The sequence below is a fragment of the Sulfitobacter sp. SK012 genome (genome assembly GCF_003352085.1).
Taxonomy (GTDB): Bacteria; Pseudomonadota; Alphaproteobacteria; order Rhodobacterales; family Rhodobacteraceae; genus Sulfitobacter.
The window spans coordinates 555,913-581,607 of record NZ_CP025804.1 but is presented as its reverse complement, the minus strand read 5'-3'; the positions used below and the strand labels follow the sequence as shown (position 1 = coordinate 581,607).

Here is a 25,695-nt window from a genome sequence, read left to right as displayed (position 1 = left end):
TTCGGTTGAAAAACTACCCGCGCCGCAAGGTAGATCTGGTAAATTATCAGCTATTACCATCTTTGAAATCTAGCCCCATTTCGGTGTAGCGTTCCGCTTCATCTAGCCAATTTGGCCGCACTTTAACCTGCAAAAACAGATGAACCCGACGACCTAGAAACTCTTCAATCTCTTCGCGTGCAGCTTTACTGACAGCCTTGATCGTCTCGCCTTTGTGGCCAAGCACGATCCCTTTGTGCCCGTCGCGAATGACATAGATCAACTGATCAATCCGTGCGGTTCCGTCCTTGCGTTCTTCCCAGCCTTCCGTCTCAACGGTCAGCTGATACGGCAATTCCTGATGCAAGCGTAGGGTCAGTTTTTCGCGAGTCATTTCCGCCGCAATCATCCGCATCGGCAAGTCTGCGATTTGGTCTTCGGGATAAAGCCACGGGCCCTCGGGCAGCTGCCCCGCCAGCCAGTCGCGCAACGCGTCCACACCGTGGCCGCGCTCTGCAGAGATCATAAAGGTCTCTTCAAACTCATAGCGGGCGTTCATCTTTTCGCTAAGGCCAAGCAATACCGGGGCATCCACACGGTCGATCTTATTGATCGCCAAGGCTACTTTGCGGCCCTTACCAATCTCGTCCAACCCTTCAAGGATGCGCTCAACGCCTTCGGTCATGCCACGGTTAGCTTCGATCAACAGGACCACCACATCAGCGTCCGACGCACCGCCCCACGCAGCAGCAACCATTGCCCGGTCCAAACGACGGCGTGGCTGAAACAAGCCCGGTGTGTCCACGAAAACGATCTGGCTTTGATCGGCCATCGCGACGCCGCGAATGCGTGCGCGCGTCGTTTGAACCTTGTGGGTCACAATGCTGACTTTGGCACCAACCACACGGTTAAGCAGGGTGGATTTGCCGGCGTTCGGCTCTCCGATAAGGGCGACGAAACCCGCGCGTTTGCTCATGTCTCTGTCTCCAATTGCGTCAACAGCGTCATCGCTGCAGCCTGTTCGGCGGCGCGTTTCGATCCGGCGGTGGCATGTGCCGCGTCGCCATTATCGATCGTTACCGTAATTGTGAAAACCGGCGCGTGATCCGGCCCTTCACGCCCCGTTGTATCATAGGTAGGTGGCGCAAACCCACGTGCCTGCGCCCATTCTTGCAACGCAGTTTTTGGATCGCGCGCGTCCTCTTCGACAGAGGCAATCCGATCTCCCCAAAGCCTCAGGATCAACGCTTTGGAGGCATCAAAGCCACCGTCTAGGTAAACAGCGGCAATGACCGCTTCGGTTGCGTCGCCCAGCAAAGCCAGCTTGCGCCGGCCACCCGACAACATCTCTGACCGACCCAGCCGCAACACCGCTCCGATATCAACGTCACGTGCCACATCTGCGCAGGTTTCTTTGCGTACCAGCGCGTTGAAGCGCGGGGCAAGCAGGCCTTCCGCAGCACCCGGATCCAGTTCCAGCAATGCTTCGGCCATTACCAACCCCAGCACCCGGTCACCAAGAAACTCAAGCCGTTGATTGTCATCTCGATTGGGCGATGAAACCGACGCGTGGGTGATCGCTTGGTTCAGCAATGCCGGAGAGGTGAATTTATACCCCAATCGGCCCTCAAAGGCTTTAAGTTCCGCAGACAGTTTCACCGGACCGCTTTGAAAAAGCGATCTGAGCGCCATGTCCAAAAGAACAACATTGAACGACCTGCGGAACTAAACATGATCCGGTCTGCGCGACCGATGAGGTTCTCATAAGGCACAAAGCCAACGCCACCAGCTTGCTGTGCAAGCCGGCTGTCAGCAGAGTTATCGCGGTTGTCGCCCATAAAGAAATAATGCCTAGCAGGCACCGTGTAGATGCCCGTATTGTCAGATTGCTGATTCCCAATGTTTAAAATCGGGTGGCTGACGCCGCCGGGCAATGTCTCAATTTGGCGGCTTTTGATGCAGGTGCCGCCTTGCCCCACTGCGCCGTTTTCGCAGCGCGGGCGCAAACCTTGTGGTCCCTGCAATTCCATCAGCTCAGAAAAGTCACCGTCATCTTCTAACTCAACCGGTGTTCCATTGAGGATCAGCACGCCGCCCGTGACCTGAACAGTGTCGCCCGGCAGTCCTACCAAACGCTTGATATAATCGCTACCCGCGATCGGATGGCGAAACACCACAACATCACCGCGCTCAGGGTCACCGCCCCAGATGCGCGTGTTGTCCCCATCGAGGAATCCACACAGCTTTTGCGCATCAAGTCCGACAGCCGGTATGGAGGGACAAGAGGAGTAGGAATACCCATACGCCATCTTGTTTACAAAGAGGAAATCACCGATCAGCAAAGTCTCTTTCATCGACCCCGATGGGATCCAGAAAGGCTGAAAAAACAACGTGCGAAATACGCCCGCAATCAGCAGAGCGTAGACAACGGTTTTGACGGTTTCGACAATGGCATTGCCGGTCTGTTCCTTGGCGGCCATTCAGGCGCTCCCTTGGGTCTGGTTTGAGGTTACATGCGGGCGGGGACCGCTACTGTCAAGGCGGGGCGGCAGGCAACAGCCGTGCTTCGATCACCACAAAGGCCTGCGCCCAAGGATGATCATCCGTCAACGTCACATGAATGACGGCCTCGTGCCCTTCAGGGGTCATCTGCGCCAACCGTTCTGCGGCCCAACCTGTGACCTCCATCACCGGCTGACCCGTGCGCAGATTGCTTACCGCCATGTCCCGCCAACTGATCCCCATGCGCAAGCCTGTTCCCAACGCTTTGGAGCACGCTTCCTTGGCGGCCCAGCGTTTGGCGTAAGTGCCGGCGACATCCTTGCGGCGCTCCGCTTTGCGCTGTTCAGTTTGTGTGAAAACGCGGTTCCGAAACCTGTCGCCAAAGCGGTCAAGCGTACCCTGAATACGTTCAATATTCGCCAGATCCGTGCCGATTCCGAGGATCATAGGTCTTCGCGCGCCAAATCCATCAGCTGGCGCATCTCTTTGATCGCCGGCTCAAGCCCAAGGAAAATTGCCTCACCAATCAGGAAATGCCCGATGTTCAGCTCTCGCACTTCGGGAAATGCCGCGACAGGCGACACCGTGTCGTACGTCAGCCCGTGACCTGCATGCACCTCCAAACCCAGTTCATCAGCAAATGTCGACATCTCCGCAAGTCGCTTCAGCTCCTTTTGCGCCTCAGTCCAATTCCCTTCGGCAAAAGCGTCGCAGTAGGCTCCGGTGTGCAGCTCAATTATTTCGGCACCGATCCGGTTCGCAGCTTCGATCTGGCGCTGGTCTGCAGCAATAAAAATACTAACCCTGCTGCCTGCCTCACGCAGCGGCGCGATGAAATGCGCCAGCCGATTTTCTTCTCGCGCAACTTCCAGCCCGCCTTCAGTGGTGCGTTCTTCCCGCTTCTCAGGCACAAGGCAAACCGCGTGAGGCTTGTGGCGCAAAGCTATCTTTTGCATCTCTTCTGTGGCGGCCATTTCAAAATTCAAAGGCACGTTCAGCACCTCCATCAACCCTTCGATATCCGCGTCCGAAATGTGACGGCGGTCCTCCCGAAGGTGGGCCGTGATGCCATCGGCCCCGGCCTCTTGTGCGATCTGTGCTGCCCGCAGTGGATCAGGATAGGCCCCGCCTCGCGCGTTGCGCACGGTCGCCACGTGGTCAATGTTAACGCCAAGCCTAAGTTTCTTATGCTCAACCATATCTGAGTCCCTCTTTATCTTACCTGACAATCTAGTCGGCTTTTCGCTTGGCGTCAGCCTTGGCGGCCGCCTTTTGTTTCAGGGCCTCAAATTTCGCCTTGATCGCGCCCTTGCGGCGTTTCTGGTAGGCGCGGATCAGCGGGACTGACAAATAGTAAGCAATGGATCCACAAATAATACCCGGAATTATTCCGCCAATCAGGTAGGGGTAAAAAACCTCGTTCCAGAACACGATAAGCCCACGCCAGTCGGCCTCTCGGTCGCTAAAGATCGCGAGGATATTAAACCATAAATCGCTGCCCGCATCCGCGAATTTACCCCCAAACGACCGGTGAACTTCCGCGTCCATTTGGGTTCCCAAAAGCCAGTGCCCGGACTTAAGCGATGTCAGCCCAATCGGCACATAGGTCAATGGATTGCCAAAAAACGTCGCCATCAAGGCTGCCAGAAGATTGCCCCGCATGACCCTTGACGCCAAGCCTGCAACGATAAAATGCAATCCATAGAACGGTGTAAAGGTGGTGAAAACTCCCGCCCAGATGCCGCGCGCAATACGTTCCGGGCTGTCAGGCAAACGGCGCATCCGGTGTTTGACATAGTGAAACGCACGCGCCCAACCGCCACGCGGCCACATGAACTCCGCCATGGCGCGCAACATTGGCTTGGGATTTCTGCGCTTGAAAATCACGCGTCGGACCTAGCGTCTTGTTTTGCAGGTTTGTCGCCCACAGGCCCCCCAGCCGAAGGGTCGCGAAACCGAACGATTTCCGCGACGTGGCTTTCGGCTTCAAGCGTCAGCATCAAGGAATGCAGATGTTCAACATTGCGCAAATCAACATGAATAAACAGCCGGAAGAAATCTGATTTACGCTCCATAAAGCTCAGATCAGATATATTAGCCGCCGCTTCGCCGATGAGCGTACAGATGCGGCCCAATACCCCAGCATCATTCCCGATCGTCAGGTCCAGCGTTACCCCATAAACAGCTGCGTGGCTGCCGTCATGCCAACGCAGATCAAGCCACCGCTCAGGTTGACTTTCGTACAGACTAAGCCGTTCGCAATCGATAGCATGGACTGTCACGCCCCTGCCCCGGAACGTGATCCCAATAATCCGCTCGCCTGGCAAAGGCTGGCAGCAAGGTGCGCGGTCAAAAGACTGGCCCGGCTCAAGCCCCACAACTGCGCGCCGATGGTCAACATGATCCCCGCGTTCCGGCAACAAATCAGGATAGACTGATTGCACGGCTTCGCGTCCGGTCAATTCTGCACTGCCCAACAACGCCAAAAGCTCATCCGCGTTTTTAAGCCGCATATTGCGCGCAGCTGCGGATAGCGCTTTGTCCGTGGCGCGCTTTCCCACATGCTCAAAAGCAGAGCGCGCGAGCTCACGCCCGAGCTTGATAAACCGTTCGCGATCGACTTCTCGCAAGGACCGACGGATCGCTGACTTCGCCTTGCCCGTCGTAGCGACATCCAGCCAAGTGACCTGTGGCGTCTGGCCCTGCGCGGTGATGATCTCAACCGACTGACCGTTTTTGATCCGGGTCCACAACGGCACCCGCATTCCGTCGATCTTTGCCCCAACACAAGCCGACCCAATACGCGTATGGATCGCATAGGCAAAATCGATAGGCGTCGCGCCACGTGGCAACTTGACCACTTCACCCTTGGGGGTAAAGCAGAACACCTTGTCGGCATACATCTCAAGTTTAACCGCCTCGAGGAAATCTTCGTGGTTTTCTTCAGCGTCAAACTGTTCGGTCAGCTGAGCAATCCACTTGGCCGGATCCACAGCAAAAGGGTTCTTCGAGCGCACACCGTCGCGATACGACCAATGCGCAGCCACGCCGGTTTCCGCTACGTCATGCATTTGTTGCGTGCGAATTTGCACCTCAACCCGCTTTCCGTCGCGTCCTGAAACAGTTGTGTGGATCGAACGGTACCCGTTGGTTTTGGGTTGGCTGATGTAATCTTTGAAGCGACCCGGTACCGCCCGCCAACGTTGATGAATAGCGCCAAGCGTCCGGTAACAGTCTTCTTCAGTTTCCGTGATAATCCGAAAGCCGTAAATGTCAGACAGCCGCGAAAACGAAAGCTCTTTTTCCTGCATCTTTCGCCATATCGAATAGGGTTTTTTCGCACGGCCAAATACATCCGCCTCGATCACGCCCTTTTCCAGCTCGCCGCGCATGTCCGTGGTGATACGCTGGATCACGTCGCCCGTTTCGCGTTGCAAGGTGATGAAACGCCGAATGATGCTGGCCCGGCCTTCGGGATTCAGCACACGAAACGCCAAATCCTCCAGCTCTTCGCGCATCCATTGCATCCCCATGCGACCTGCAAGTGGCGCATAGATGTCCATCGTCTCACGCGCCTTCTGGCTTTGTTTGTCAGGGCGCATGGATTTGATCGTACGCATGTTGTGCAGACGGTCACTCAGCTTGACCAAAATAACCCGCATGTCCTTGGACATCGCCATAAACAGCTTGCGAAAGTTCTCGGCTTGCTTGGTTTCATTGGAATGTAGCTGCAGATTGGTAAGTTTGGTGACCCCATCAACAAGCTCAGCAACCTCATTCCCAAAGATCTTTTCGACCTCTGAGTAGGACGCCTTGGTATCCTCGATGGTGTCATGCAACAACGCCGTGATGATGGTGGCATCGTCAAGTTTTTGCTCTGATAGGATGGCTGCGACTGCGACGGGATGCGTAAAATACGCTTCCCCGGAGTGGCGCAACTGACCGTCGTGCATCCGCGCGCCGTAGGCAAATGCCTCACGGATCAATGATTCATTGGTTTTCGGGTTATAGGCCCGAACGAGGGCAATCAGGTCGTCGGCAGTGATTGTCATGGTCTGCCTCAAATGCCCCGTTCAAGGGGGGATTGCCCTGCCCCGTTCAGCTTTGGCCTTGTGCTGCCATGAGTTGCCGCAACAGCATCTCTTCGGACATGCTGTCCTCTTCTGGCTTGTCTTGCTCAGCACCCATAAGAAGCGCCATTGCGTCCTCTTCGGGCTCATCGACTTCAATCTGGTTTTGATTGCTTTCGATCAGACGCTCACGCAGATCGGAGGCAGACTGAGTTTCGTCCGCAATCTCGCGAAGCGACACAACGGGGTTTTTGTCGTTGTCCCGATCGACAGTCACCGCCGACCCGGCAGAGATTTCGCGTGCACGATGGGCTGCCAACATCACCAGTTCAAACCGGTTCGGGACCTTATCTACACAATCTTCAACGGTTACGCGTGCCATTGGGCGCTCCAATACATTTATGTCTGCCAGAAGTTGCGTATTTAGGGGGGAATGCCGCGATTTACAAGCACCTAATCCAGCGCAATTACCTCGTTTTTGGCGGCCTCTGGCAGCGCCGCACAAAGCTGTCGCACTGTCTTACCAAGCAACGGATGCCGCCAGTCTGGCGCTACATCCATCAATGGAACCAAGACAAAGCCACGGTCTTGCAACCTAGGGTGCGGCAAGATCAGCTGCTCCGGAGTCAGGGTTTTCTGCATATCCAGCGGCAAATCGCGCCAATATTGGTGAATCGCGGCATCCGGGAGCACCGAATCGCCCATCGCCAACAAATCCAGATCCAGCGTGCGTTGCCCCCAGCGTAACTCCCGTGTCCGTTCCATCTCTCCCTCAACGGCATGCAGATGCGCCAGTGCCGTTGCGGCATCACAATCGCAAATCAGCTCGGCTGCGGCATTAACATAGTCGGGCCCATTTCCCGCAGGAAACGCGGGTGTGCGGTAAAATCTGCTGATCTTGCGAATCACCAGGTCTCTTTTTTTGAGCAATTCAACCGCAACGCGAAGAGTTTCGCTTGGATTCCCGAAAGATGACGCTACGTTAGATCCAAGCGCTAAGAGCATGAAAACATCATGTATGAGTAGTCCTCAGGTTGTTTCCCATGCAAAAAGGCTTGCTATAAGGGATAAAAAAACTAGATGCGAGCTGACCGGAAATCGCACTATAGTTTGTGTAAACTGCCTGTTATTAGGGCACCGAAATTAAGTGGATCGGCCGTTTTTCTGCTGGCCGAGCTTTAAAGGAACTAAAATGTTTTATAAAGACGAGCGTCTTGCCCTCTTCATTGACGGCTCCAATCTGTATGCCGCAGCCAAGACCCTCGGTTTTGACATCGACTATAAGCTCCTTCGTCAGGAATTTATGCGGCGCGGCAAACTCCTGCGGGCCTTCTATTACACCGCTTTGCTCGAGAACGACGAATATTCACCCATACGTCCGCTCGTTGATTGGCTGCACTATAATGGCTATTCCATGGTTACGAAGCCGGCCAAGGAATATACCGACAGCATGGGCCGCCGGAAGGTGAAGGGAAACATGGATATCGAGCTTGCGGTAGACGCAATGGAACTCGCTCCTCATGTTGACCACATCGTAATTTTCTCTGGTGATGGCGATTTCCGCCCACTTGTTGAATCACTTCAGCGTAAGGGTGTCCGTGTTTCGGTCGTCTCCACCATCCGAAGCCAACCACCGATGATCTCTGATGATCTGCGCCGCCAGGCCGATAACTTCATCGAACTCGAAGACCTTCGTGACGTCGTGGGCCGCCCTCCTCGTGAGCCAATTAGTGGCCCATCTGCCGACTAGCATTCTGGGGAAATAGCGCGCCACCAAGCCTGTGAAGGACTGCTGGCGCGCAGAGTGCTGAAAAGCTTGCGGACGAAAATAGAACGCAGATGTTGCCCGCGCCGCCCATATTATTACATAATATAATAGTAAGCGTTTTTGCGCCCCCCCAAAAAAGGGGGGATATAGGGTACTTAGTCTTTGTTAATTGATCACGCCGCTGACCTAGAACTGGCTACAACAACAGATCAGCTTTGGGCCGGCGCTGTAAAAGTATTCGCGAGTCTGGGCTTTGATCACGCCATCTATCTGAGCGTAGATTCAGATTTTGAAAACCCGTTTGTATGCAGCACGATGACAGGCTTGTACGACGAAACCCCCGCCAAAGATGATCCTTTTTTGATCTATGCTTGTGATCGATACGAGATTCTGAATCTCGGGGCCGAATTCATCGCCGGGCACCCTTATGTCTCTGACGCCGATCGTGCTTTTGTTGAGCGCGCCGCCCAACAGGGTTTTCGCGCTGGCTTGGGCCTGCCAATGCGGCTTAAGGGGTCTGAGCGTTTCGGTGGCTTTCTCTTAGGGAATGCGCTCGATCGCGTCACGTTTCTGGAGCGTATCACCCCGCGCGCTGAAGAAATCCGGCTCTTTTGCATGATCATCCACCGCCGCATTGAAGAGCTGGCCGAACCTGAAAATACGACGGATGCCAGTAAGCCGCGCCACGCATTGGTCCCCGAACCGTTGCCGCAAGGCTTTGATGTGCTCACGCCACGCGAAGCCGAGGTTCTTTTGTTGCTGGCCCAAGGTCATACCCGCAAGCGTACGGCCCATGTCTGCGGGCTGTCGGTGCACACAGTTTCGGACTACGCTAAGCATGGTTACAAGAAACTCGGTGTGAGCAACCGCGCGCAAGTGGCGGCACTGCTCTTTGGGCAAAGCCAAGCCTAAGGGCTGGACCTCGGCACGCAGCGACCCTACCTGTGATGCCAGTGACCGGAGATGCCCAATGAGCAAACAACCCCTGACCCTTTATCTGGCCGCCCCTCGGGGATTTTGCGCAGGCGTGGATCGCGCCATCAAGATCGTCGAGATGGCGTTGCAAAAATGGGGCGCACCGGTCTATGTGCGCCACGAAATTGTTCATAATAAATTCGTCGTTGATGGCCTGCGTGACAAGGGCGCTGTCTTTGTCGAAGAGCTGTCAGAATGCCCTGACGACCGGCCCGTTATCTTTTCCGCCCATGGCGTTCCTAAATCAGTGCCGAATGCAGCGCAGGCGCGCAATATGGTCTATGTCGATGCCACCTGCCCGTTGGTCAGCAAAGTACACATCGAAGCCCAGCGCCATGCCGATGCAGGCTTGCAGATGATCATGATTGGCCACGAAGGCCACCCCGAAACGGTGGGCACAATGGGGCAATTGCCCGACGGCGATGTGCTGCTGGTCGAAACACCGCAGGACGTGGCTACGGTTGATGTCCGTGACCCCAATCAGTTGGCCTATGTGACCCAAACCACACTCAGCGTCGATGACACCGCCGACATCGTCGCAGCCCTTCAGGCCCGCTTTCCAAAGATCGTCGGACCGCACAAAGAAGATATTTGTTACGCCACAACCAACCGACAAGAGGCGGTCAAGGCGATGGCCCCTAAATGTGACGCGATGCTTGTCGTGGGCGCGCCCAATTCGTCGAATTCCCGCAGGTTGGTCGAAGTCGGTGCGCGAGCGGGCTGCGCTTATGCGCAACTGGTCCAACGCGCAGGTGACATCGATTGGCGTGCCTTGAGCGGGATCCAGAGCATCGGCATCACCGCCGGTGCCTCAGCCCCTGAAATCCTCATCAACGAGGTTATCGACGCCTTCAAAGAGCGTTTCGACGTGACTACGGAAATGGTTGAAACAGCCGTCGAAAACGTTGAGTTCAAAATCCCACGTGTGCTCCGCACGCCGGGATGATCTGCCCTTCGTATCTGTGCCGGATTGATCCTCGAGCAACCACCTTCGCAGAGGGCTTTTACGCTTTCAACAAAGCCAGCCTTGCGGATCAGCAGTAGCCAATGTTTCGGGGACCAAGCCTATACCGAAGCTAGTGGATGCCTCCACAAATGTTGCTTACTGTGGTTGTTAACATCTTCCTTTTTGCCGGAGCCTGAACATGAGCGATGCTGAAACCACCCGCCTTTACGCCGCCAAAGCGCAAGAATACGCTGATCTGACCGAAAAATCAGCGCAAGCTGACCCTATTCTAGCTGCGTTTATCGCCGACCTCCCTCAGAACGCACATGTACTTGATCTCGGCTGCGGTCCGGGCCAGATGTCCCTGACCATGGCCGAAGCAGGCCATCGCGTCACCGCTCTGGATGCCGTTGCTGAGATGGTTGCCCTGATCCCCGATCACGCCAACATCACACCACTTCACGGTGATTTTGACACGACACATGTGCCGCATGCCTATGACGGCATTTGGGCCAACTTTAGTTTGCTGCACGCGACGCGCGATGCCCTGCCGCGTCACCTGTCATCCCTACATTCAGCACTCAGGCCCAAGGGTCTTTTCCACATCGGCATGAAGCTTGGCACTGATACAAAACGCGACGCAATCGGCCGGCGATATACCTATGTGACCCAAGATGAGTTGACCCACCTGCTCACAAACGCAGACTTTACTGTAACCGCACATCACCTTGGTCGCGATAAGGGGCTGGACGGCACCTATGCGGATTGGATAGTGCTCCGCGCATATGGCTAAACTTTACGCATACACAGACGGCGCATGTTCAGGAAATCCGGGCCCCGGCGGCTGGGGAACCTTGATGCGCGCCATGGACGGTAACACCGTGGTCAAAGAACGCGAGCTTAAGGGCGGCGAGGCATTGACCACCAACAACCGGATGGAATTGCTGGCGGCGATCAGCGCGCTCGAAGCGCTGGACCGCACCACCGAAATCACCATCGTGACCGACAGCAATTACGTCAAAAATGGCATCACGGCTTGGATCTTTGGCTGGAAGAAAAACGGCTGGAAGAACGCGGCCAAAAAGCCCGTCAAAAATGTCGAGCTGTGGCAGCGCCTCGATACGGCCAATGCCCGCCACAAAGTCACGTGGGAATGGGTTAAAGGCCACGCAGGCCACCCCGAGAACGAACGCGCCGATGCGTTGGCGCGTGCGGGCATGGCCCCGTTCAAACCAAAATGACACTGCTTAGCCTGCTCGATTACGCCTCCGTCCTGATCTTTGCGATCACCGGTGCATTGGTCGCGAGCCGCGCCCAGCTTGATCTGGTGGGCTTTGGCTTTATCGCGTGTCTTACGGCCCTTGGCGGTGGCACGCTGCGTGACTTGCTGTTGGACCGTAATCCGATCTTTTGGATCGCCACGCCTACTTATCTTGCAGTTGCTTCAGCGGCTGCTCTCATCGTCTTTTTCACCGCACATTTGCTAGAGAGCCGCTATCGCGCGTTGATCTGGCTCGACAGTCTCGCCTTGGCCGTGGCCGTCCCCGCGGGTGCTGGTGTTGCGCTATCGCTCGATCAATCGCCGGTTATCGTGGTGCTCATGGGAATGATCACCGGCTGTATGGGCGGCGTGATGCGCGACGTCGTTATCGGCCAAGTACCTCTTTTGCTGAAACAGGGCGAGCTTTACGCTACCGCCGCTTTTGCAGGGGCCACGACAGCTGTGTTGATTACGCACTATCTGCCTGATGCAAGTTTCGCCTTGGTCGCTTGCGCCGGTGTGACGTGGGTCTTGCGCGCGGGGTCGTTGCATTTCGGCTGGCACCTGCCCGTTTACAAAAGCACGCCGCCCAAAATTTGAACCGCCTTAGCGTCGCCAGTGAAATGGCACGATCACAAGTGCCCCGATGGACGCGGCGATGGCGTTAAGCCCCGGCGAGGCAAAACCAAACCCGAACATCAGCCGCACAAAATAGAACAAAAACGCGCCACCAACGCAGATGATAATCGACTGGATAATACCATTTTGGGTAAATCCGGTCCGCTCGGAAGCATATCCAACGATCCCTGCAATAACGACCGTTCCGATCATGGTGGGAAACATGGGCCTATCCTTCTGCCAGTGACGTACCAGGCGCAATTTGCGCGCCCAGTTGGAACACTTCGACATCCTGCGCTGCCTTGCCCGCCTTCTGCAAGCGCGTCAGCTGAACGGCTCCAGTTCCACAGGCAACGCGCAGATCGGTATCCAGCACATCCCCAGCCCCCCCAGACCCGTCGGCCAGTCGAGAGCCCAGCGCTTTGATCCGATCCCCACCAAGGTTGAACCATGCGCCGGGGAACGGCGACAGCCCCCGGATTTGGCGGTCTACGTCGGTCGCCGGTTTGCTCCAATCAATCCGCGCTTCCGCCTTGTCGATCTTGGCGGCATAGGTCGCGCCGTCAGCCAGTTGCACCTCGGGCGAAAGACCGTCCAGCCCCCCAAGCGCCGTAACAATGAGCGCAGCGCCCATCGTACTTAGCCGGTCATGCAACTGCGCCGTCGTCTCTTCTGCGGCAATATCCGTTGCTTCACGCAACAATACAGGGCCAGTATCCAACCCTGCCTCCATCTGCATGATACAGACGCCGGTTTGCGGATCCCCCGACATGATCGCTCGGTGAATGGGCGCGGCTCCACGCCAGCGCGGCAAAAGGCTCGCGTGGATATTCAAACAGCCTCGCAAAGGCGCATTCAGCACCACTTGCGGTAAAATCAACCCGTAGGCGACGACCACGGCAACTTCAGCACCCAAGGCTGCGAATTCCGCCTGAACATCTGCATCCTTCAAGGATACCGGGTGGTGCACCTCAAGGCCCAGCGCTTCTGCGAGGGCTTGCACCGGGCTAGGGCGGTCTTTTTTGCCACGCCCGGCAGGACGCGGTGGCTGACAATAGACCGCCGCCACGTCGTGGCCAGCATCGACCAACGCTTGCAGCACAGGCACCGAAAACTCAGGTGTCCCCATAAAGGTCACACGCATTTGCTGTCTCCCTTGCTGCTATCCGCCCAGCTTGCGCGCTCGGCGCAAGAGCATGTCACGCCGGGTTTTGCTTAGGTTGTCGAAATACATTTTGCCCGCAAGATGGTCGATCTGATGCTGCACGCTTACCGCTTCAAGACCCACAAAATCGCGGGTCACTTCAGCGCCTGTCTCATCCAAATACTGGACCTTCACGCCACGGGGACGGCTGATTTTGGCCGATACACCGGGCAAGCACGGGCTTGCCTCGTCGTATTCACGCATCACGGCTGAGGCATCGATCACAACTGGATTTGCCATCCTGATCCGTTTGTCCCGCGCCTCTGACGTATCAACTACGGCCAACCGTTGCATAACGCCGATCTGGTTTGCCCCAAGCCCCACACCGGGAACACGGTCCATGGTGTCGATCATATCATCCCATATCGCCCGCTCAGCATCCGTCACAGATGCAACGTCCGCCGCAACTGTGCGTAGGCGTTTGTCAGGCCACTGCAGTAATGGACGTATCGTCATATTCGGGCCTCCAGATAGGGTGCTTCTAAAATGGCGCGGGTCTCGGCATCCAAGTGGTCAAACGTTACGATCCCATCCAGATGATCAATCTCATGCTGCACACAAGCCGCAGCAAATCCATCAAACGCCTGTACGTAGCGTCCACCATTCAAACCGGTCCACATCATCTGGACCTGTGCGGGGCGCGACACGTCTGCTTGCACGCCCGGAATACTCAGGCAACCTTCTGTGCTAACAACACGGTCTTCGCCAATTTCTTGCAACATCGGATTGATGCAAACCAGCGGGTCCGGTTTGCCCTCTTTCCAGCCTGCGTCCATCACAAATATCCGGTGCATCGCGCCGACCTGGGGGCCCGCCAATCCGCGCCCCGGTGCCGCATACATCGTCTCAAGCATATCTGCCGCCAAAGCTTCGATCTCGGGTGTAATCTCATCCACGGGAACGCAGGTTTCGCACAGGCGCGCATCTGGCCATTGCACAATTTCCAAAACGCTCATCCGCGCGCAATCTCACGCTTGAGCTTGACCATCTTGCGCGTAATCATCTGGCGTCTCAACGGCTTGATGTGATCGATAAACAATTTGCCGTCCAGATGATCGATCTCGTGCTGCACACATGTGGCCCACAGCTGATCCATCTCTTCACGCATCTCTTTGCCATCGCGGTCCATCCACGTCACTTCGACCTCGGCAGGGCGCGTAACATCCGCGAATTGCTCAGGAATGCTGAGGCAGCCTTCCTCGTAGGTGTTCATCTCTTCAGACACCCCGACAATCTTCGGGTTGAACATGATCAAAGGCCGCGGCGTTTCGCCTTCGGCCTTCACGCAATCGAGCACGATAAGACGGCTCAAAACGCCCACCTGCGGCGCAGCAAGACCCACACCAGGTGCGTCATACATTGTCGACAGCATGTCATCGGCAAGGCTGCGCAGCTCATCTGTCAGGTCGACAACGGGCGCGCAGGCTTTCTTAAGCCGGGGATCGGGGTGCAAAAGGATAGGGCGTATCATGGCGATCATGTAGGACACCCTAGGCCATCCTGCAAGCTGGCCCTTGCAGGTTCCTTGTTTGCCGTTAGTGTCCGGCGCGATCACAAGAGCGTAAACAGGAGACACCCCATGAGTTTTGACACCTCCATCACAAGCTTTGACACCCCCATCGACCGCCGCGGCACCCACTGCTCGAAGTGGGACACGATGGAAAAGCTCTTCGGTGTGTCCCCCGATACCGGCATTGCTATGTGGGTCGCAGATATGGATTTTCCCGCACCTCGTGTCGTTCAGGACGCGGTGCAGGGTATGGTCGATCATGGCATCTTCGGGTATTTCGGCGATGAGACCGAATACCGCGCCGCGATCTGCTGGTGGATGGAAAACCGCCACGGCTGGGCTGTGAACCCAGATCATATCTTTACCACACACGGCCTTGTGAACGGCACAGCCATGTGTATCGACGCCTTTACTCAGCCCGGCGATGGCGTGATCCTGTTTACCCCAGTCTACCACGCGTTTGCCCGCGTAATTTCAGCTGCAGGGCGCGAAGTGGTGGAATGTCCGTTGAAAAATGTTGATGGCCGCTATGCTATGGATTTTGATGCATATGAGGCCCAAATGACGGGCAACGAAAAAATGCTGATCCTATGCTCGCCGCACAACCCCGGCGGCACCGTATGGAGCCGCGCAGAACTGCAAACCGTCGCCGATTTCGCAATTCGTCATGATCTGGTGTTGGTCTCCGATGAGATACACCATGATCTGGTGATGCCCGGCAAAAGACATATTGCCATGGCCTTGCTCGACGGGATCTCAGACCGGCTGGTGATGATGACCGCAACCACCAAGACCTTTAACATCGCGGGTTCGCATTCTGGCAATGTCATTATCGCGGATGACAAACTGCGCGCACGCTTTGCAACACGCATGGCCGCACTTGGCCTTTCGGCAAACTCCTTTGGTTTGTTTATGGCCACTGCCGCCTATTCGCAGGAAGGGGCCGCTTGGGTTGACGATTTGGTCGCCTATCTGGATGGCAACCGGCAGCTTTTCGACGCGGCAATCAATGCAATTCCGGGACTTAAATCCATGCCGCTTGAGGCGACCTATCTTGCGTGGGTGGATTTTGATGACACCGGCATGTCCCGCGATGAAATAACCACGCGCATCCAAAAGAACGCAGGCATCGCCGCCAATCATGGAATTAGCTTTGGCAAAGGCGGTGAGAGCTTTATGCGCTTTAATCTCGGCACGCCTCGCGCTCGCGTAGAGGATGCCTGCAACCGCCTCGCCGAAGCTTTCAAAGATCTACAATAAAGAACCGTGGGTGGTCTGTGCATTGGTGCAGACCCCTCCGCGCACTTGGGTCTGTTTTCTAACACTGATTTCTGCGCCACTGTACCGATGTACTTAAACGGAGAGTGACATGGGCCTTTTGGTAGACGGAAAATGGCAAGACAAGTGGTATGATACCAGCGCATCAGGCGGCAGTTTTAAGCGCGACGAGGCAAAGTTCCGCAACTGGATCACCGTAGACGGCAGCGCAGGCCCGACCGGCGACGCCGGTTTCAAGGCCGAGACAGACCGGTATCATCTCTATGTTAGCCTCGCCTGCCCCTGGGCGCACCGCACGCTGATTTTTCGCGCGCTCAAAGGATTACAGGAACATATTGGCGTCTCAGCCGTGCATCCCGATATGCTGGATGAGGGCTGGACGTTTGCGGATGATTACCCCGGCGCAACAGGCGACGCTCAGTTTGGTCTCCCGTTTGCGCGCGACATCTACACCCGGGCGAATCCGGCGTTCACAGGCCGGGTGACCGTGCCAATCCTGTGGGACCGCGTCCAAGAAACAATCGTCTCAAACGAAAGCTCTGAGATTATTCGGATGTTCAACAGTGCCTTTGATGGGATCACTGGAAACACCGACGATTATTGGCCAACCGACCTGCACGAAACGATCGCCCCGATTAATGACCGCATCTATGACACGATCAACAATGGCGTCTATAAAGCCGGGTTTGCGACCACCCAAGAAGCTTACGACGCGGCCGTTGGGCCCCTTTTCGACAGCCTCGATTGGGTCGAATCCATCCTCTCAGAAAACCGCTACCTCGCTGGGGACCGCCTGACCGAAGCGGATTGGAGGCTGTTCACCACGCTGGCGCGTTTTGATCTGGTGTACCACTTGCATTTCAAATGTAATCGCCGCCGGATCATCGATTATCCGAATATCTGGGCCTACACCCGCGAGCTTTATCAGATACCCGGCGTCGCAGAGACTGTGAATTTCGATCATATCGTGCGGCATTACCACTACAGCCACGAAACGATTAACCCCCACCGGATCATTCCGACCAATCCAGTGCTGGATTGGTATGCTCCACATTCACGGAGCTAATATGTTGCAACGGCGCGGCTCGCTAAGGCCGCGCTTCTGACCCGTAATGTTCGACCATCGCGGCAAGGTCTTCGGGCGGAGTATTGCTTTGTACATAGGCGCGCGCATTTGCTGAATGCGCAAAAATCGACCCGTCCGAGAAAAACGTCGTATTGGTCACAAAGATCACCCGTGCGTCTGGCTGGCGATAGTTGGCATAATCTGCGACCGCGAGCGCCGATCCTTCGTCGATCACCAGATCGAGGATAATGATATCAACCTGATGATTTGCAAGGTAATCCGTCGCTTCATTCTGGCCATCTACGCGGGCAACAACCATGCCTTGGCGCACAAGATGGCGCTGCCAAAGCCCACCGAGTTCCGGTTGGCTTTCAACAATAAGCACTCTCATCAAATCTTTCTGAAAACGCTGCATAATTCAAACATCCCAAGTCGTCCCTCTTAGGCGTGCGCCGAATTCCTTAACAATCGGTTAACAAAAGCGATATTCGTTAACGGGTTAATGCTGGGTTGAGATTCGGGCGGTTTTCAGCTTTTAGAGGTTAGGCATATGGCGAAAACTAGCCGACACACTATGATCCACGGAAGAATTAATTGACTAAAAGAAATCTTGATCATGGTGGCGGAATTGATGCTGCAGCCGCGCAGTTTGGTGGGGATCGGTCCAGATGGATTGATTTATCGACTGGGATCAATCCGGTGCCATACCCCCTGCCCCAACTGCCAACCGATGCTTGGACAGCGCTACCAGATCGCGCCGCACAAAACGCGCTGTGCGATGCGGCCCGCAGTTTTTGGCAAGCGCCCGACAGCGTGGGCCTGACTGCCACGCCAGGGGCCTCTGCACCCATCGCAATGATACCGCGTCTGGCAGAAATAGGGACCGTCGCCATTCCCGGCCCCACTTATAACGAACATGCCGCAAGCTTTGCTGCTGCTGGCTGGGAAATCCGGGGCAGCGGCGGCAGCGCAAGCGTCCATGTGAATCCCAACAACCCCGATGGGCGTATCTGGTGCGTACAGGACCTCACGGGCGATCTCAGGATCATCGATGAGAGTTTTTGCGACGTAACTCCGCAGGCAACATTGATGGCCAATGCAAGCACACCCGGCACCCTGATTCTAAAGAGCTTTGGTAAATTCTGGGGCCTCGCCGGGTTGCGCTTGGGTTTTGTGATCGGAGACCCAAAACTTACGGCCCAGCTGGCGCAAATGCTGGGGCCGTGGCCCGTGGCCGGACCGGCGCTCAGCATCGGAACCGCCGCATTGCGCGACCAAGACTGGGCAAATGCGACACGTGCCCGTCTCACGACCGATGCTGCCCGTCTGGACGGATTGATGCTGTCCACTGGCGCGACCCTCGTCGGCGGTACCAGCCTCTTTCGGCTTTATGATGTCGCCGACGCCACCACCGTGCAGACCCGCCTTGCACAATCGCACATCTGGAGCCGCACCTTCCCTTACAACCCCCGATGGCTACGCCTTGGCTTGCCCGCACCGGCCCATTGGAAGCGGCTTGAGGCCGCACTCGCATGACCACACCAACTCTACTCTTCTTCGCGATGTTGCTTGATGGGATATTTGGAGAACCGCGCTGGCTGTGGTCGCGTTTGCCACATCCTGCCGTGTTAATGGGCCGCGCTGTCGATACGCTGGAACATCGCCTGAACGCCGGAGAAAACCGCCTGTTCAAAGGATGCGTTACCCTCGTTGTGCTCATACTTGGGGCTGCGCTCTTGGGCTGGGCTCTCAGTTTGCTAGGGGCTGTTGTCGAGATCCTCATCGCCGCCATCCTTTTGGCGCAGCACTCCTTGGTGGATCACGTGCGCGCAGTTGCCAGTGGTTTGCGCATGTCGTTGCCTGAGGGTCGGCGCGCCGTCGCCATGATCGTCAGCCGCGATACTGCCCAAATGGACGCGCCTGCCATCGCCCGCTCTGCCATTGAAAGTGGCGCAGAGAACCTTGGAGATGGGGTGATTGCACCGGCTTTTTGGTTCCTGATCGGCGGTCTACCCGGACTTCTGATTTACAAAATCGTGAACACCGCCGACAGCATGATAGGCTACCGCACACCGCGCCACGAACAGTTCGGCAAAGCTGCCGCGCGCATGGATGACCTGCTCAATTGGATACCCGCCCGCCTGACTGCCCTGCTGATCGCAATCCCCGGCAACGCTATGAACCAGTGGCGCGAAATCGCGGCGGATGCCCGGCTACACCGTTCGCCGAATGCTGGTTGGCCCGAGGCCGCAATGGCGCGCGCCATAGATGTGGCACTCGCCGGGCCCCGCGCCTATGATGGCGTGATGCAACCTTTTGCATGGGTTAATGGCTTGGGTGCGCGCGACATCGGCCCGCCCGCAATCGACGCGGCCATCACCCGCCTGTGGCAAGCTTGGGCACTGACTTTAGCCACAACGGCCATCTTAAGCCTGCTGTCGTAACCATCGAAGGAAAACCATGCGTTCCTATATTTTTGCTGCTGCTCTCACCATATGCCCCATGATCGCTGCCGCCAGCTGTGGCGGGTCCTTCCCCGCATTCATCGATGGGCTAAAAACTGAGGCTGTCGCCATCGGCATACCCACAGCCACGGCGGATGCTTTCTTCAAAACCGTACGCCAAGACCCTGCTGTTTTGCGTGCTGATCAAGCGCAAGGTGTGTTCCAACGCCCCTTCATCGATTTCTCGCGCCGCCTGATCTCTGCTGATCGCCTTAACCGTGGCATCGCAATGGGCAAGAAATACGATGCGGTCTTTGACCGAATTGAAACCGACTACGGTGTGGATCGTGGCGTCCTGCTAGCCTTTTGGGCATTCGAAACGGATTACGGCAGCTTTCAAGGCGATTTCAACACAGCCAACGCACTGGCAACATTAGCCCATGATTGCCGCCGGCCAGAGCTCTTCCGTCCGCAAATCTTCGCCGCAATGGAGCTTTTTGCAAAGGGCGAGTTTAACCCTGGGACCACCACAGGTGCCTGGGCCGGCGAAATTGGCATGGTTCAGATGCTGCCGCGTGACATCCTCGAGAACGGCACCGACGGCGATGGCGATGGCAAAGTCAGCCTGAAAACCTCTCCGCCTGATGCACTGATCTCAGGCGCGAATATGCTCAAATCCCTTGGCTGGCGCGCTGATGAACCTTGGTTGGCCGAAGTCACTTTGCCTGCGGATTTTGATTGGTCTCTTACCGGGCTCGAAACCACAAAAACCGTTGCTGACTGGCAATCACTTGGGGTGACCCCGCGCAATGGTCCTTTATCCGATCCGCTCACTGCGTCCATCTTGATCCCTCAAGGTCGCGCCGGTCCAGCATTTGTCGCTTACCCTAATTTTCGAGTCTATTTCGAATGGAACCAAAGCTTTACCTACGTTTTAACTGCTGCGTATTTTGGCACCCGCCTACAGGGCGCACAGGTTTATGACGCGGGCAATCCTGCGACAGGTTTGAATGGTGGCCAGATGAAATCACTGCAAAGCAAGCTGGCCGCACGTGGCTATGATGTCGGCAAAATCGACGGTATCCTTGGCAGTGGCACCCGCGCGGCAGTGCGCGCCGAACAAACACGCCTTGGCCTGCCCGTCGATGGCTGGCCCACCCCAAAGCTCTTGCAGCAACTCTGAAAGGACACCTCATGTCTCTGAAAATCACAGCCGCTGAAATGGTCGCGCGCGCCCGTGCCCGCATTGAGGAAATCGACAGCGTTGAGGCGATCGCAATGGCCGCTGACCCCAACGTCCAGATCGTCGACCTACGTGATCCTCGCGAACGCGAACGCAGCGGTTTTATCCCCGGCAGTTTTCATTGCCCGCGCGGCATGCTGGAATTCTGGGTCGACCCCGACAGCCCGTACTTCAAAGATGTCTTTGCCGAGGACAAGAAGTTTGTCTTCCATTGCGCCTCTGGTTGGCGTTCCGCCATTTCCGTCGCGACATTACAAGACATGGGTTTTGAGGCAGCGCACCTCAAGGAAGGTTTCTCAGGTTGGGAAAAGGCTGGCGGCCCGGTCGAACGCAAGGACGATTAACTCAAGGTCGGATTGCAAAACGGTCCCCAGCCTCGGTCACCATCACAAGTCGGCCGTGGCTGTGGACAAACCGATCGCAGCGACTGCGCCCATTGCGAAAAGTGATGCAGACCACACCGTCGGCATCGACTTGATAGGTCCCGAATGCTGTGGCACCGCCGTCATAGGTGTAACTATAGGCCCCACCTGAAGAATAACGCGATTGGCCGCCTTCGTAGAACGAAAGCAGGTGGCGTTGTGTGACGGCAGTGACTTCTTCGCGCGATAAAATCACATCATCCTTGAGAACTGCAAACTCTGCCGCCAAAGACGCAAAGGGCAGCACCAAAAAGAAGATAAGAAAGCGCAACATGGTCACAGGTTAGGCCGCAGCCGCCCGCCGCACCATAAACGTTTACGCGACCATCGTTTCCGCTTTTTTCAGATCGACCGATACGAGTTGGCTCACGCCTTGTTCGGCCATGGTGACGCCGAACAAACGGTCCATCCGCGCCATCGTAACTGCGTGGTGGGTAATGATCAAAAACCGCGTATCAGTTTGGCGACACATCTCATCCAACAGATCGCAGAACCGTGTCACATTGGCGTCGTCCAACGGGGCGTCAACTTCGTCGAGCACACAAATCGGGGCCGGGTTGGCAAGGAATACGGCAAAAATCAGCGCCATGGCGGTGAGCGTCTGTTCCCCGCCAGACAGCAGGCTGAGCGTGCTAAGCTTCTTGCCCGGTGGCTGGCACATAATCTCAAGTCCGGCCTCCAACGGGTCATCGGATTCGACCATCACCAAATTGGCTTCGCCGCCATTAAATAGATGCCTAAAGAGCATGGAGAAGTTGGAATTGACCTGCTCGAATGCTGTCAACAACCGCTCGCGACCTTCTCGGTTCAGGCTGGCGATCCCCGCGCGTAAAGTTTTGATCGCCTCTTCAAGATCCGCCTTTTCGCTAACCAGCGTATCGTGCTCCTCTTGAACCTCTTTGGCGTCTTCTTCGGCGCGCAGGTTCACGGCCCCCAAAGCATCACGCTGACGTTTCAATCGGTTCACATCCGCCTCAAGCGCATCAGCGCCGGGCATGTGATCAGGTGTGGCATCAAGCTGGGTCAGGAGCTGGTTCGGCGTCAGCTGTTGGTCCTCAGCAATGCGTTCTGCAGCAGCGGCCACAGTTTCCTTGGCTGCATCACTGCGCGCCTCTGACCGGGCACGGCCCTCACGCGCTTCCGACGCTACACGCTCCGCCTCACGCTCCGCCAAAGTTGCCTCACGCAACACGCTTTCCGCGGTCGTTAGCTTGTCCATGGACTCTGCACGCCGTGCTTCGGCTTTCGCGATCGCCATGCTCAACTCATCACGCTTTGCTGCAATCTCGGCGGGTCCAGCGCTGGCGGCCTTTAGCTCTGCCTCAGACGCATCCTTGCGTTCCACCAGTTCTGTGCTGCGTTTCTCGGCGGTTTCCAGTCGGTGCTGCCACCCACTCAGTTCTTTCGTCACAGTCTGCGCGCGGGACAAGCGTGCTTCGCCCTCACGGCGCAATTCATCATGACCAGAACGGCGTGACATCATGGTGATCCGCGAAGCCTCAACCGTCATGCGGATATCTTCAACACTTGTCCGCGCTGTCTCAAGGTCGCCTAACTCTGCCAAGGCAAGCTCGGCTTCCAGCACCCGACCACGCGCGGCCATCGCCTCATCCTCGTGGCGCTTGACGGCCAGACCCAGCGATTCCAACCGCCCCTCTGACAAGTTGCGATCTGCTTCTGCCCGGCTTAACGCACGGCCCGCATCAGCAATCGCGCGGTCCGCATCCCGTCGGGCATCTCGCGCTTTTTTATCCGCCTCTGTCTGCTCTAAAAGGCTGCGCGTCAGCGCGTCATGGGCCGCGCGCGCGCCTTCTGCCCGTTGGCTTGCTTGTTCCAAACCTTGCTTGAGAACCTCCAAACGGTTGAGCTGCTGCAACCGCAATGCGGCCGCCGACGGCGCATCCTCGGCCCAGGCTCGAAATCCGTCCCACCGCCACAAATCACCCTCTGGCGACACAAGTCGCTGACCAGGTTGCAAAGCCGCCTGAAGCTGCGGCCCATCATCCCCATCCACAAGGCCGATCTGGCTCATACGCCGCGACAGCACCGCAGGCACCGACACATGGTTGGTCAACGGCGTCACACCAGAAGGCAGCGCTTGTTCGGTATCAAAATCAGGCAACACGGCCCAGCCTGACGGCCCATCAGCGTCCACCTCTGGGGCGCGTAAATCATCTGCCAATGCCGCACCAAGAGCCTTTTCAAACCCATGCTCCACTTGCAACCGATCAAGGATCTGTCCGCCCTCAGCCGTGTCGCGTTCAACAAGCTTTGCCAAAGCGCCCGCCTCAGCCCGAAGTGCGTTCATCTCGCCCTCGGCCTCTGACCGCTCACCGCGCGCCTCAGCTTCGCGCGACTGCGTTTCAGCCCGCAGTTCTTCGGCAGCGATCAAGGCAGCTTCGGCCGCCACTCCCGCAGCAACGGCCAGTTTCTCTGCCGCCTCAGCAATACCAAAATCCTCGCGGGCTTTGGTAAGAGCCGCACCACTTTGGGCAACAGCCTCTTGCGCACGCAGAGCTTCAGCCTCAGACTTTCCTTGCGTCTTACGATTGTCTTCCAGCAACCGCTCTGCTGAACCATGCCGTGCCGCCAACCGTGCGACATCTTCGGTCAGCTGACCAAGATCGCTCTCGCGGGCTTGCAAAACCGTGGCCGCCTCCCGAGCTGCCTCCGCTGCGGCGGCTAGGACTTCACTATGGCCTTCACCTGCTTTTTCAAGCTCGCGCGCTTCCCATTCCAGCTGCTCGATCGTCTCGCCAGCGTCGCGGTTCAGCCCGCCTTCGCGCTCGATATCTCGGGCCAGCTGGGTGATGCGCCCGGTCAGGGTCTCAATCAATGCCTGTGCGCGGGCTTCTTGGTCGCTCAGCGTATCGCGCTGCACCGCCAGCCGTTGCACAACAGCAGCTGCAATCGCGTCCTCTTCACGCAGCCCCGGCAACGTGTCCTCAGACGCCGCACGCGCTTTGGCTGCGCTCAACACCTGTGCTTCAGCTTGCGCGGCGGCTGTCACCCGCCCGCGGTGTTCTTCTTCCGTCCGCGCCCGCGCATCATCCGCTTCACGCCAACGCCGATAGAGCAGCATCCCCTCGGTTCGCCGCAACTGATCACCAATTTCGCGGTAGCGGGCAGCCTGTCGAGCTTGACGTGCCAGTTGCGCCAATTGCGCGGCCAATTGCTCGATTACATCATCAACGCGCGTCAGGTTTGCCTCAGCGCCGTTCAGCTTCAATTCTGCCTCGTGGCGCCTTGCATAAAGCCCAGAAATGCCAGCCGCCTCTTCCAGAATGCGCCGGCGGTTCTTGGGTTTTGCGTTGATCAGCTCTGCAATCTGACCCTGCCGAACCAACGCCGGAGAATGCGCACCCGTCGATGCATCCGCGAACAGCATTTGCACATCGCGCGCACGTACATCTTTGCCAGCCGCCTTGTAGGCACTGCCTACATCGCGGGTAATCCGGCGCACAATTTCAAGGCCATCAGAGTCGTTGAACCCCGCCGGGGCCAACCGCTCGCTATTGTCGATATGGAGTGCAACCTCAGCAAAATTGCGCGCAGGACGCGTTGCGGCCCCGGCAAAGATCACGTCTTCCATACCGCCACCGCGCATCGCGGTCGGTCGGTTTTCCCCCATGACCCAACGCAACGCTTCGAGCAAATTGGATTTGCCACAGCCATTTGGGCCCACAACGCCGGTCAGACCATCGGCGATGATCAAATCGGTGGGATCCACAAAGCTCTTAAAGCCGGTCAGTCTGAGTTTCGAAAAGCGCAAAAACGCTGTCCTTCACCTGATTCCATAGTGGGAGTTAGCGTGACGGACCATGGGGGCCGGAGTCAACTCAAACACACAACCCAAAGGGGTCACTTGCCATGTTATCCACAAGATATTGCGGATTCATGCCGGTGAGCAGTCGATGTCGGCAAAGACCTCGCCGATACCGCGTAGCGCAGTACCGCGCACCGGGACGCACTCAACATCACCGGTATAGTTCGGCACCCGTGGCCCTCCTGTTCCGCAATCCAAGATCCCCGTCGCCTGCGCCTGATCACCGCGCACGCTCTTGACCTTGCACCCACTGACTTGCGCCATCGCGCGACCTGCGCTTTCTCTGATTGGGCCAAAGCGTGGCGCATATTGCCCATTGGTGCGGATCGCCTCTGCAAGCTCGCCGCGCACGCGGACATCAAAGGTAGAGCCGTCTACCACTACGGTATTTGCGGGCAGTCCACGAAAATGCGGGCCAGCTGTGTTGCAGGCCCCCAGCATCATCAACAAGAGCGGGAATAATAATCGCATCGTCACAGCATGGCGCACACAAGGTTAACGATCTGTTACCGCAAGACGCAGAAACCCCGTTGCCGTATTGCATGTCTGGTCATATAATTTGACCAATACTAGGAGCCACCTT

Annotated in this window: 30 protein-coding genes; 12 read left to right on the top strand and 18 right to left on the bottom strand. The window is 56.8% G+C overall.

What is annotated here, in order from left to right:
* Window positions 1–46 precede the first annotated feature (46 nt).
* The 9 genes from era to folK all read right to left on the bottom strand — a co-directional run bounded on the left by era (window position 47) and on the right by folK (window position 7,556).
* Entirely contained in the window at window positions 47–955 is a 909-nt protein-coding gene (era, locus tag C1J03_RS02850; RefSeq protein ID WP_114883471.1) for a GTPase Era, read from the bottom strand.
* Window positions 952–1,638, bottom strand: coding sequence for a ribonuclease III (gene rnc / locus C1J03_RS02845; protein WP_114883469.1), 687 nt, complete (start codon window positions 1,636–1,638; stop codon window positions 952–954). Before rnc ends, era begins: the two co-directional genes overlap by 4 nt.
* A complete protein-coding gene (lepB, locus tag C1J03_RS02840; protein ID WP_114883467.1) occupies window positions 1,635–2,459 on the bottom strand; it encodes a signal peptidase I in 825 nt (274 codons plus the stop codon). Before lepB ends, rnc begins: the two co-directional genes overlap by 4 nt.
* A 55-nt stretch (window positions 2,460–2,514) precedes the next feature.
* Window positions 2,515–2,928, bottom strand: coding sequence for a holo-ACP synthase (acpS, locus tag C1J03_RS02835; RefSeq protein ID WP_114883465.1), 414 nt, complete (start codon window positions 2,926–2,928; stop codon window positions 2,515–2,517).
* On the bottom strand, window positions 2,925–3,680 hold the full coding sequence (locus tag C1J03_RS02830; protein WP_114883463.1) for a pyridoxine 5'-phosphate synthase: 756 nt from the start codon (window positions 3,678–3,680) through the stop codon (window positions 2,925–2,927). The genes acpS and C1J03_RS02830 overlap by 4 nt, the downstream gene beginning before the upstream one ends.
* A 31-nt stretch (window positions 3,681–3,711) precedes the next feature.
* A complete protein-coding gene (locus tag C1J03_RS02825) occupies window positions 3,712–4,368 on the bottom strand; it encodes a DUF2062 domain-containing protein (protein WP_114883461.1) in 657 nt (218 codons plus the stop codon).
* A complete protein-coding gene (locus C1J03_RS02820; RefSeq protein ID WP_114883459.1) occupies window positions 4,365–6,533 on the bottom strand; it encodes a RelA/SpoT family protein in 2,169 nt (722 codons plus the stop codon). Before C1J03_RS02820 ends, C1J03_RS02825 begins: the two co-directional genes overlap by 4 nt.
* A 46-nt stretch (window positions 6,534–6,579) precedes the next feature.
* A complete protein-coding gene (gene rpoZ, locus C1J03_RS02815) occupies window positions 6,580–6,933 on the bottom strand; it encodes a DNA-directed RNA polymerase subunit omega (RefSeq protein ID WP_114883456.1) in 354 nt (117 codons plus the stop codon).
* Between the two features lie 71 nt (window positions 6,934–7,004).
* The gene (gene folK / locus C1J03_RS02810; RefSeq protein WP_114883454.1) at window positions 7,005–7,556 is read right to left on the bottom strand and encodes a 2-amino-4-hydroxy-6-hydroxymethyldihydropteridine diphosphokinase; all 552 of its coding nucleotides are present in this window, start codon (window positions 7,554–7,556) and stop codon (window positions 7,005–7,007) included.
* A gap of 187 nt (window positions 7,557–7,743) precedes the next feature.
* Here folK and C1J03_RS02805 point away from each other — a divergent pair, with 187 nt between their 5' ends.
* The 6 genes from C1J03_RS02805 to C1J03_RS02780 all read left to right on the top strand — a co-directional run bounded on the left by C1J03_RS02805 (window position 7,744) and on the right by C1J03_RS02780 (window position 12,101).
* Window positions 7,744–8,301: a LabA-like NYN domain-containing protein gene (locus C1J03_RS02805; protein WP_114883452.1), complete on the top strand. Its 558-nt coding sequence runs from the start codon at window positions 7,744–7,746 to the stop codon at window positions 8,299–8,301.
* Between the two features lie 180 nt (window positions 8,302–8,481).
* A complete protein-coding gene (locus C1J03_RS25210) occupies window positions 8,482–9,231 on the top strand; it encodes a helix-turn-helix transcriptional regulator (RefSeq protein WP_162798426.1) in 750 nt (249 codons plus the stop codon).
* Window positions 9,232–9,289: 58 nt separating this feature from the next.
* Window positions 9,290–10,240 (top strand): 4-hydroxy-3-methylbut-2-enyl diphosphate reductase, encoded by a 951-nt coding sequence (ispH, locus tag C1J03_RS02795; protein ID WP_114883450.1) that lies wholly within the window; start codon window positions 9,290–9,292, stop codon window positions 10,238–10,240.
* A gap of 199 nt (window positions 10,241–10,439) precedes the next feature.
* Window positions 10,440–11,033 carry a class I SAM-dependent methyltransferase gene (locus tag C1J03_RS02790; RefSeq protein ID WP_114883448.1) on the top strand — a complete coding sequence of 198 codons (594 nt, stop codon included), beginning with the start codon at window positions 10,440–10,442 and terminating at the stop codon, window positions 11,031–11,033.
* A complete protein-coding gene (gene rnhA, locus C1J03_RS02785) occupies window positions 11,026–11,481 on the top strand; it encodes a ribonuclease HI (protein WP_114883446.1) in 456 nt (151 codons plus the stop codon). Before C1J03_RS02790 ends, rnhA begins: the two co-directional genes overlap by 8 nt.
* Complete coding sequence (locus tag C1J03_RS02780) at window positions 11,478–12,101, top strand: trimeric intracellular cation channel family protein (RefSeq protein ID WP_114883444.1); 624 nt, start codon at window positions 11,478–11,480, stop codon at window positions 12,099–12,101. Before rnhA ends, C1J03_RS02780 begins: the two co-directional genes overlap by 4 nt.
* Before the next feature lie 6 nt (window positions 12,102–12,107).
* On the opposite strand, the gene C1J03_RS02775 is transcribed toward C1J03_RS02780, so the two are convergent.
* From C1J03_RS02775 to def (C1J03_RS02755), 5 genes are read right to left on the bottom strand one after another with little or no spacing between them, the layout of a single operon-like run.
* On the bottom strand, window positions 12,108–12,344 hold the full coding sequence (locus tag C1J03_RS02775; protein ID WP_114883442.1) for a hypothetical protein: 237 nt from the start codon (window positions 12,342–12,344) through the stop codon (window positions 12,108–12,110).
* 4 nt (window positions 12,345–12,348) lie between these two features.
* The gene (fmt, locus tag C1J03_RS02770) at window positions 12,349–13,263 is read right to left on the bottom strand and encodes a methionyl-tRNA formyltransferase (RefSeq protein ID WP_114883439.1); all 915 of its coding nucleotides are present in this window, start codon (window positions 13,261–13,263) and stop codon (window positions 12,349–12,351) included.
* Window positions 13,264–13,281: 18 nt separating this feature from the next.
* Window positions 13,282–13,779 (bottom strand): peptide deformylase, encoded by a 498-nt coding sequence (def, locus tag C1J03_RS02765; protein ID WP_114883437.1) that lies wholly within the window; start codon window positions 13,777–13,779, stop codon window positions 13,282–13,284.
* Window positions 13,776–14,279: a peptide deformylase gene (gene def, locus C1J03_RS02760; RefSeq protein ID WP_114883435.1), complete on the bottom strand. Its 504-nt coding sequence runs from the start codon at window positions 14,277–14,279 to the stop codon at window positions 13,776–13,778. The genes def (C1J03_RS02765) and def (C1J03_RS02760) overlap by 4 nt, the downstream gene beginning before the upstream one ends.
* Complete coding sequence (gene def, locus C1J03_RS02755; RefSeq protein ID WP_174234491.1) at window positions 14,276–14,794, bottom strand: peptide deformylase; 519 nt, start codon at window positions 14,792–14,794, stop codon at window positions 14,276–14,278. Before def (C1J03_RS02755) ends, def (C1J03_RS02760) begins: the two co-directional genes overlap by 4 nt.
* Window positions 14,795–14,902: 108 nt before the next feature.
* On the opposite strand from def (C1J03_RS02755), the gene C1J03_RS02750 reads away from it, so the two are divergent.
* The gene (locus tag C1J03_RS02750) at window positions 14,903–16,093 is read left to right on the top strand and encodes a MalY/PatB family protein (RefSeq protein WP_114883432.1); all 1,191 of its coding nucleotides are present in this window, start codon (window positions 14,903–14,905) and stop codon (window positions 16,091–16,093) included.
* A 109-nt stretch (window positions 16,094–16,202) separates the two neighbouring features.
* A complete protein-coding gene (locus C1J03_RS02745; RefSeq protein ID WP_114883430.1) occupies window positions 16,203–17,177 on the top strand; it encodes a glutathione S-transferase family protein in 975 nt (324 codons plus the stop codon).
* 22 nt (window positions 17,178–17,199) lie between these two features.
* Here the strand turns inward: C1J03_RS02745 and C1J03_RS02740 are convergent, their stop codons facing one another.
* Entirely contained in the window at window positions 17,200–17,568 is a 369-nt protein-coding gene (locus C1J03_RS02740; RefSeq protein WP_114888811.1) for a response regulator, read from the bottom strand.
* Window positions 17,569–17,771: 203 nt separating this feature from the next.
* Here C1J03_RS02740 and C1J03_RS02735 point away from each other — a divergent pair, with 203 nt between their 5' ends.
* From C1J03_RS02735 to C1J03_RS02720, 4 genes are read left to right on the top strand one after another with little or no spacing between them, the layout of a single operon-like run.
* Window positions 17,772–18,713, top strand: coding sequence for a threonine-phosphate decarboxylase (locus tag C1J03_RS02735; RefSeq protein WP_114883428.1), 942 nt, complete (start codon window positions 17,772–17,774; stop codon window positions 18,711–18,713).
* Window positions 18,710–19,621 (top strand): adenosylcobinamide-phosphate synthase CbiB, encoded by a 912-nt coding sequence (gene cbiB, locus C1J03_RS02730; RefSeq protein WP_114883426.1) that lies wholly within the window; start codon window positions 18,710–18,712, stop codon window positions 19,619–19,621. Before C1J03_RS02735 ends, cbiB begins: the two co-directional genes overlap by 4 nt.
* A 16-nt stretch (window positions 19,622–19,637) precedes the next feature.
* Entirely contained in the window at window positions 19,638–20,804 is a 1,167-nt protein-coding gene (locus tag C1J03_RS02725) for a lytic murein transglycosylase (protein ID WP_114883424.1), read from the top strand.
* 11 nt (window positions 20,805–20,815) lie between these two features.
* Window positions 20,816–21,208, top strand: coding sequence for a rhodanese-like domain-containing protein (locus C1J03_RS02720; protein WP_114883422.1), 393 nt, complete (start codon window positions 20,816–20,818; stop codon window positions 21,206–21,208).
* Window position 21,209: 1 nt separating this feature from the next.
* On the opposite strand, the gene C1J03_RS02715 is transcribed toward C1J03_RS02720, so the two are convergent.
* From C1J03_RS02715 to C1J03_RS02705, 3 genes are all read right to left on the bottom strand, one after another.
* Window positions 21,210–21,560 (bottom strand): hypothetical protein, encoded by a 351-nt coding sequence (locus C1J03_RS02715; RefSeq protein WP_114883420.1) that lies wholly within the window; start codon window positions 21,558–21,560, stop codon window positions 21,210–21,212.
* Window positions 21,561–21,602: 42 nt separating this feature from the next.
* Complete coding sequence (gene smc, locus C1J03_RS02710; RefSeq protein ID WP_114883418.1) at window positions 21,603–25,058, bottom strand: chromosome segregation protein SMC; 3,456 nt, start codon at window positions 25,056–25,058, stop codon at window positions 21,603–21,605.
* A gap of 123 nt (window positions 25,059–25,181) precedes the next feature.
* Entirely contained in the window at window positions 25,182–25,583 is a 402-nt protein-coding gene (locus C1J03_RS02705; protein WP_254694162.1) for a hypothetical protein, read from the bottom strand.
* Window positions 25,584–25,695 lie beyond the last annotated feature (112 nt).